This window comes from Polaribacter sp., assembly GCF_965656025.1.
Classification (GTDB): domain Bacteria; phylum Bacteroidota; class Bacteroidia; order Flavobacteriales; family Flavobacteriaceae; genus Polaribacter.
The window spans coordinates 7,907-14,375 of sequence record NZ_CBFHJT010000068.1 but is presented as its reverse complement, the minus strand read 5'-3'; the positions used below and the strand labels follow the sequence as shown (position 1 = coordinate 14,375).

The window sequence follows — 6,469 nt, the reverse complement described above, 5'->3', positions numbered from 1 at the left end:
ATGATTGCGCAAGCTTCTTTTAATAGAAGAGAATTTTCTTTAGAATTGGCAAAACAGATTGTAGATAAATTTGTAAAAAATACCAAGAAAGAAGTTTCTATAGATTATATACAAAAAGAAGTTTCTAAGTATTTTGATATGGATGTTGCCACTTTACAATCTAAAACTAGAAAACGTCATATTGTGCAAGCAAGACAATTAGCTATGTATTTTGCGAAAAGATTAACCAAAACTTCTTTAGCAAGTATAGGTAATCAAATTGGGCAAAGAGACCACGCAACTGTATTACATGCTTGTAAAACTGTAGATAATTTAACAGAAACAGACAAGCAATTTAGAAAATACGTAGACGATTTAACGAAAAAGCTTACTTTTTAAATACGCGTCATTTTACTTATAATTTTTTTGTAGTAGTATAATCACTTAAATTTTTTGAGAGATAAAATCTTTATTATTTTTGCCTAAAATTATTTTATGAAAAAAGTTTTAATGGTTTGTTTGGGTAATATTTGCAGATCTCCCTTAGCAGAAGGCATTTTAGAAGCTAAAGTAGATCCAGAAAAAGTGTTGGTAGATTCTGCAGGTACAGCAGCTTACCATGTTGGTAATTTACCAGATAAACGTTCTATAGAAGTGGCAGCAAAATATGGTTTAGATATTACAAACCAAAGAGCACGAAAATTTGTAGCAACAGACTTTGCTAAGTTCGATTTTATTTATGCCATGGATGAAAGTAATTACAACAACATCCTTTTACTGGCAAAAAATAAAAAAGATGAAGATAAAGTAAAGCTGATTTTAAATGAAATATCGGAAGATAATCATTCAGTTCCAGATCCATATTATGGAGGAGAACAAGGTTTTGAAAACGTTTATAAAATGTTAGATGAAGCTTGTACAATTATTGCCAGTAAACTGTAACCAAGCAAAAAATAAATTTTGCTTACCTTAGAAAACGAATTTTCTGTTCCGATAAGAACTAATTCATTGAAACTACTACTATAAAATAAAAAATATGTTTGGTAAACTTTATTTAATTCCTACTACTTTAGGAGACACAGAACCTTTAGAAGTGATGCCTCTTTCTGTTAAAAAAATAGTAGAACAGATAGATTATTATATTGTAGAAAATGAAAAATCTGCCAGAAGGTTTATCAAAAAGATATACCCAAAAAAATCGCAACCGTCTTTACAGTTAATGTTGTTAGACAAATATGCAGAAGAAATTGAAACTAGAAAATATTTAGAAGTTTGTAAAGAAGGTATCAATGTAGGTTTATTATCGGAAGCAGGTGTACCTGCAGTTGCAGATCCTGGTGCTAGCATTGTAAAATTAGCACATGAAAACAATATACAAGTTGTGCCTTTAGTAGGGCCAAGTTCTATTTTAATGGCAATGATGAGTTCTGGTATGAACGGACAAAACTTTGCTTTTAATGGCTATTTACCAATAGATAAAGCAGATAGAAAAAGAGCCATTAAAGATTTGGAAAGGTTATCTAAAGACAAAAATCAATCACAGATTTTTATAGAAACACCTTACAGAAATGAAAAAATGTTTACAGATTTAAAAGCAACATTAACACCAAGTACCAATTTATGCATTGCTGCAGATATTACTTTGCCAACTGAGTTTATTAAAACGCATACAGTGCAAAATTGGAAAAAACAATCTCCAGATTTACATAAAAAACCTGCAATTTTTATAATTCATAAGTAATATTAAAGAGAAGTGTTTTTGTTTTAAACCTTCGCCTTTTTATCTGCAACAATATTAGAAACATTGTAACCCGCAAACTTTTTTAAATAAGAATGTATAGTGGCACCATAAGCATCTGCAAAGCGTATGTTACCATTGCTTCTTAAATACTTTTTTACATTACCTGCACCACTTAAATGAGCTGCAGCTAAAATACCAGATTCTGTAATTTTAACGCCATTAATGGTTTTACCAACAGAGCGTTTGATGTCTTTTCTTAAAATCCACTTATTTACTTTGCACAAAGCAAAAAATGCATTTTCTTGTAATTCTGGGTTGTTTAAAAAAGCTTGAGTATTGTAAATTTTAAATCTCTGTAAAGTTGTTCTGCCAAATTGATACTTGCCCAAATAGCCTAAAGTATTTACAACATTGTATTTTCCTTGAGATTCTTTAAAAGCAACAGCTTCTTTAAATGCTACGAAGTCTTTTTTTAAATATAAAATGTTGTGATTTATTTTTTTAGGAAAAACCAAACGAATTGTTTTTGTAGTCTCTACTTTAGAAACATTCTTTTCATTTTTTGCAATTGCATTGATAAAAAGAAAAACAATACCTAATAATATGAATTTATTTTTGATAAAAAATAACTTTCTGTTTTGCGGGTGCAAATCTACGTTGCAATTTTAAATCAATTGATTATCAATATGTTAAATTTTGCTAAAAATATAAATAATGAAATTTTATTTGACCTTTGGTGTTTATTTCTAGAGTAGGAGATGGTATTTTTATGAAATTAATAACAGAAAACACAGATTTTAAGAATTTTGATTTTGTCTTAATCTTTACTAAATCGATATCGAGACTTAAATAAAATTGTCTGTAAGGGTTTTGAAGTGCAGAATTCTGCGAATTTTGATTTCCAAAGAGCATTCCATCAGCTCCATAACCAAATGCAATATTTAACCATTTTGGGAAATTACCTTTTTTATTAAAAGACCAAACATTTGCAGAAAGCCAATATGTTTGCCCATTATAATCTTTTAAGGCTTGTTGTAGGTAGTTATTTCCTAAAGTATTAGGTCTTTGTTTTGCAAACGCTGTTTGATGAAATGAGTATTTTACAGTAATTCTCTGCTCATTCCATAACAATTCTTGCCCTACAAGCAAACCTGTACCAGCTGCATTTGCTAAAATATCTCCAGAAGAGGCGCCCCATTCTTTAGAAAATCCATCTAAAACTTCCACAGCTGTTAAAAACGTAAAACCAAAAGTGGCACCATAAATTAATTGATTTTTTTTAGAAACTCCAGCCCAATCTAAAACCTCCATACCAATTTTACCTAAGTAATAAGAGGTCATAAAATGCCCAACTTTGTCCATTTGTTTCCATTCTGCATTATCATTTGTAAAATGAAAGCTAGCGCGCTCATAATCTTTGTACCAAAGTTCATTTAAGGCCAATAAACTACCAGAGGCTAATGCACTTTCTGAAATTATAACTGCATTTCTTCTGGGTTTATTTAGTGTATCAGATTTTTTAAAAAAGGATGAGTTTTGTGCATAAAGTGAAAAAGTACACAAAATAATTATAAAAAATAATGCTGTTTTGTTATTTATCAAAGTAAACTTTTAACGTTTTAAAAACTAAAAACTAAAAACTAAAAACTAAAAACTAAAAAAAACTATCTATTAATTCTTTGTTTGTTTAGCCATTTATGGTATTTAGCTGCATTTCTGTTGTGTTGTGCTAACGATTTCGAAAAAGAATGATATCCTAATTTATCTACATTTACACACATATATAAATAGTCATGATTTTGTGCATTTAAAACACCATCAATAGCGGAAACATCTGGCATTGCAATTAATGTTGGTGGTAAGCCTCTGTATTTGTAGGTGTTATATGGTGAGTTTATTTGTAAATCTACAGTTAAAACTCTTTTTACTACATAATCTTGTCCTTTTATTTCTTTAATACAATAGATTATTGTTGGATCTGCTTGTAAAGGCATACCAATTTTTATTCTGTTTAAATACAAACCAGCAACAATAGGTCTTTCAGATTTTTTAGCTGTTTCTTTTTGAACAATAGAAGCAAGGGTACTCACTTCACTTTGTGTTAACCCGATTTTTTTTGCTTTGTTTATTCTACTTTTATTCCAAAATCTATTATAAGCTCTTAGCATTTTTGCTCTAAATTTATCTGGTGTAATTGTCCAATACACTTCATAAGTGTTTGGGATAAAGATTTGCAACACACTTTTTTCGGATAGTTTATGTTTTAAAAGAAACTCTTTTTCTGTAAAAGATTTTAATAAATCAATAGAATCTGCTTGAATCTGATTAGATATTCTACCAGCAAATTTTTCTAAAGTATCTTGATTATTAAACGCTATTTTTAGAGGTGTTTGCATACCACTTCTAAGCATGTTCACCAGATTATTATTAGACATGCCTTCTGCTAAGACGTATCTACCCACTTTTGGTTTAGAAAAATTTTTACGTGCAGCCACCCAAAGAAATGTATTTGGGTTTTTAGAAACATCTTTAATTTGTTCTTTAATATCTAATAATGTATCATTACTATTTACGTATAAAACATATTCTGTAGTGATGGCTTCACCAAAAATTTTTTGATAATAATTGTATGCTAATATTCCACCTAAAAGTAAAATAAAAGCCAATATATAAATGATTTTTTTCTTCAATGGTATTTGTTTTTGCAATGATGCAAAGTTACTATTTTATCAGTTGATATAATATTTCGTCTTTAAATTTTCCTTCGGAGAAAATCCAATCTTTTTTTGTGCCTACTTTTATAAAATCATGCTTGGTAAAAAGTTGTATACTTTTCTTATTATCACTAGTAATATTTGCATATAATTGATGCATATTTAGAGAGGAAAAACAATAATTAATTAATAAATAGAGTGCTTCAGAGGCATATCCTTTTTGTTGAAAATCAGGGTGAATTAAAACACCAATTCCTGCTCTTTTATGTTGTGGATTAAAATCAAAAACATCTATAGTACCAATGGCTTTTTTAGATATGTTTTCTTCAATAATAAATCGTACTTGTTTAGCTTCATAAATATCTAAGTGTGCGTTTTCAAGATATTGTTTCAATACAAATTTAGAAAAAGGTGTTTGTGTATGGCTTACTTCCCAAAAAGATTCGTTGTTTTCTATTTGATATAAAAAATCTAAATCTTCTGGTTCTAAGGCTCTTAAATTTATTTTATTTCCACTAAGTTTCATAAAATAAAGAATTAAACTATTATTTCTCCAGAAAACACAAAAGTTGCGGGTCCTTTTAAGAAAATATCTTTATAAAGACCATTTACTTCTTTAAAGCTAACTTGTAAAGTGCCTCCTAAAACAGGTAAAATAATATTGTTGCTATTGGTTTTATTGGTTTTATGCATGGCAATAGCTACAGCAGTTACTCCAGTTCCACAAGCTAAAGTTTCATCTTCTACCCCTTTTTCGTATGTTCTTACTTTAAAGGTAGTTTCATCTATTTGCTCTACAAAATTAACATTGCTACCTGGGGTTTCATAAGAATATCTTATCTTTTTTCCGTTTTCAAAAACAGGATAATTATCTAAATTTTCTACAATTTCTACATGATGTTGTGTACCTGTATAGGCAAAAACAAAATTATCGTTTATTTTTACTTCATCAACATCAATCATTTTTAAAGATACAGTTTCGTTTTCTATTTCTGCAACATGGGGTCCATCTACAGCTACAAAATTAGTGGTGTTTTCTACAATGTTTAATTGCTTTGCAAAAGCTACAGCACACCTTCCTCCGTTACCACAAAAGGTTTGGCTACCATCAGCATTAAAATAAATCATCCTAAAATCATAGTCATCATCATTCTCAATTAAAATAATACCATCTGCACCAATACCAAAATGCCTGTCACAAATATGTGAAATTATGTCAGTTTTTTCTTTTGGAAAGGTTTTTGTTCTGTTATCGATCATCACAAAATCGTTACCAGTTCCTTGATATTTGTAAAATGTAAATTTCATGCAACAAAGATACATATTAAAAGGATAAATGGAGCTTGTTAAAATGTGGTTAAAGTGCGTTAAAAACAAGTTAAACAGATTTTCTGAAAATGTTAAAATAGTATATTTGAATAACAAAAAATTAAATTAAAATGAAAAAAGTATTCAGTTTTCTTGGAATGGCAATTTTAGGAGGCGCTCTTACATTAGGAGGGTACAAATTGCTTTTTAACGACCAAGTAATAGTAGAAAGAACTATAGAAAAGCCTCTACAAGCAGTAAATACGAATTATACTTCTGCTTACAAGAACGCAAATGCTGCAGAAATGAACACGGATTTTACAGTGGCAGCAGAAAAAACCGTACATGCAGTGGTTCACGTAAAAAATACTGCGGTTAGAACGCAAACCAATCCACTTGATTTGTTTTTTGGGAATGGAAATGGACAAAGAAAATACGAGCAAGTAGGTACAGGTAGTGGTGTAATTATTTCTGCAGATGGTTATATTGTAACAAACAACCATGTAATAGATGGTGCAAATGATTTAGAAATTACACTAAACAATAAAAAGAAATACAAAGCAGAATTAATCGGTAAAGATGCTGCAAATGATATTGCACTGTTAAAAATAGATACAGATGTAGATTTACCATACATTGCTTTTGCAAACTCAGACAATATTAAAATAGGAGAGTGGGTTTTGGCAGTTGGTAACCCTTATAACTTAACATCTACCGTAACTGCAGG

9 protein-coding genes are annotated in these 6,469 nt (G+C 29.6%); 4 read left to right on the top strand and 5 right to left on the bottom strand.

Translation table 11 applies throughout. From position 1 onward, the window contains the following. From ACTG3S_RS11925 to ACTG3S_RS11915, 3 genes are all read left to right on the top strand, one after another. A partial coding sequence (locus ACTG3S_RS11925; RefSeq protein WP_439129574.1) for a helix-turn-helix domain-containing protein occupies window positions 1-378 on the top strand: 378 nt, incomplete at its 5' end. Between the two features lie 96 nt (window positions 379-474). Continuing rightward, window positions 475-921 (top strand): low molecular weight protein-tyrosine-phosphatase, encoded by a 447-nt coding sequence (locus tag ACTG3S_RS11920; protein WP_439129573.1) that lies wholly within the window; start codon window positions 475-477, stop codon window positions 919-921. Between the two features lie 94 nt (window positions 922-1,015). Next, complete coding sequence (locus tag ACTG3S_RS11915; RefSeq protein WP_439129572.1) at window positions 1,016-1,720, top strand: SAM-dependent methyltransferase; 705 nt, start codon at window positions 1,016-1,018, stop codon at window positions 1,718-1,720. A 23-nt stretch (window positions 1,721-1,743) separates the two neighbouring features. Here the strand turns inward: ACTG3S_RS11915 and ACTG3S_RS11910 are convergent, their stop codons facing one another. The 5 genes from ACTG3S_RS11910 to dapF form a co-directional block, all read right to left on the bottom strand. Then, window positions 1,744-2,370 (bottom strand): peptidoglycan-binding protein LysM, encoded by a 627-nt coding sequence (locus tag ACTG3S_RS11910; RefSeq protein ID WP_439129571.1) that lies wholly within the window; start codon window positions 2,368-2,370, stop codon window positions 1,744-1,746. A 49-nt stretch (window positions 2,371-2,419) separates the two neighbouring features. Continuing rightward, a complete protein-coding gene (locus ACTG3S_RS11905; RefSeq protein ID WP_439129570.1) occupies window positions 2,420-3,322 on the bottom strand; it encodes a DUF2279 domain-containing protein in 903 nt (300 codons plus the stop codon). 62 nt (window positions 3,323-3,384) lie between these two features. Further along, entirely contained in the window at window positions 3,385-4,410 is a 1,026-nt protein-coding gene (mltG, locus tag ACTG3S_RS11900) for an endolytic transglycosylase MltG (protein ID WP_439129569.1), read from the bottom strand. A gap of 31 nt (window positions 4,411-4,441) precedes the next feature. After that, window positions 4,442-4,960: a GNAT family N-acetyltransferase gene (locus ACTG3S_RS11895; RefSeq protein ID WP_439129568.1), complete on the bottom strand. Its 519-nt coding sequence runs from the start codon at window positions 4,958-4,960 to the stop codon at window positions 4,442-4,444. Between the two features lie 11 nt (window positions 4,961-4,971). Beyond that, window positions 4,972-5,742, bottom strand: coding sequence for a diaminopimelate epimerase (dapF, locus tag ACTG3S_RS11890; protein WP_439129567.1), 771 nt, complete (start codon window positions 5,740-5,742; stop codon window positions 4,972-4,974). A 131-nt stretch (window positions 5,743-5,873) separates the two neighbouring features. Between dapF and ACTG3S_RS11885 the strand changes: the two genes are divergently transcribed. Then, the coding region (locus ACTG3S_RS11885) for a trypsin-like peptidase domain-containing protein (protein WP_439129566.1) at window positions 5,874-6,469 on the top strand (596 nt) is incomplete at its 3' end.